This window comes from Bradyrhizobium sp. Kon56, assembly GCF_055807635.1.
In genome coordinates this window covers 1-643 of the sequence record NZ_JBVVOU010000118.1, presented here as the reverse complement: position 1 = coordinate 643, position 643 = coordinate 1, and the positions used below count along the sequence as shown (strand labels likewise).

Below are 643 nucleotides of genomic sequence, written 5' to 3'. Positions count from 1 at the left end.
TCACCTTCGGCGATGGCACCAACGGCACGGTCAAGACGCTCGATCAGCTCAACACGCAGCTCCAGGCCAACAACCTGACTGCCACGATCGATGCCAACGGCCTGCTGACCATCAATGCAACCAACGACTACGCGTCTTCGACGCTCGGCTCGGCTTCGGCCGGTGGCGCAATCGGCGGCACGCTGACGAGCGCTCTGACTTTCTCGACGGCTTCGACCCCCGTCCAGGATACGGTTGCCCAGACCTCGCGTGCGAACCTGGTCGGCCAGTACAACAACATCCTTGCGCAGATCGACTCGACCTCGCAGGACTCCTCGTTCAACGGTGTGAACCTGCTGAACGGCGATCAGCTCAAGCTGGTGTTCGACGAGACCGCCAAGTCGAGCTTGAGCATTACGGGTGTGACCTACAACTCCAAGGGTCTGGGTCTCGCCGCGTTGACACAAGGGACGGACTTCATCGACAACGCTGCGACCAACAAGGTGCTGACAAACTTGAACACTGCGTCGAGCACGCTGCGTTCGGAGGCATCGGCACTTGGTTCGAACCTGACCATCGTGCAGGTTCGTCAGGACTTCAACAAGAACCTGATCAACGTGCTGCAGACCGGCTCGTCCAACCTGACCCTGGCCGACACCAACAC

At 60.0% G+C, this 643-nt stretch carries 1 pseudogene; it reads left to right on the top strand.

Going from position 1 to position 643, the window contains the following annotated elements:
* Nucleotides 1–643: pseudogene (locus AC0L3B_RS38200) on the top strand (DUF1522 domain-containing protein); the annotation flags it as partial.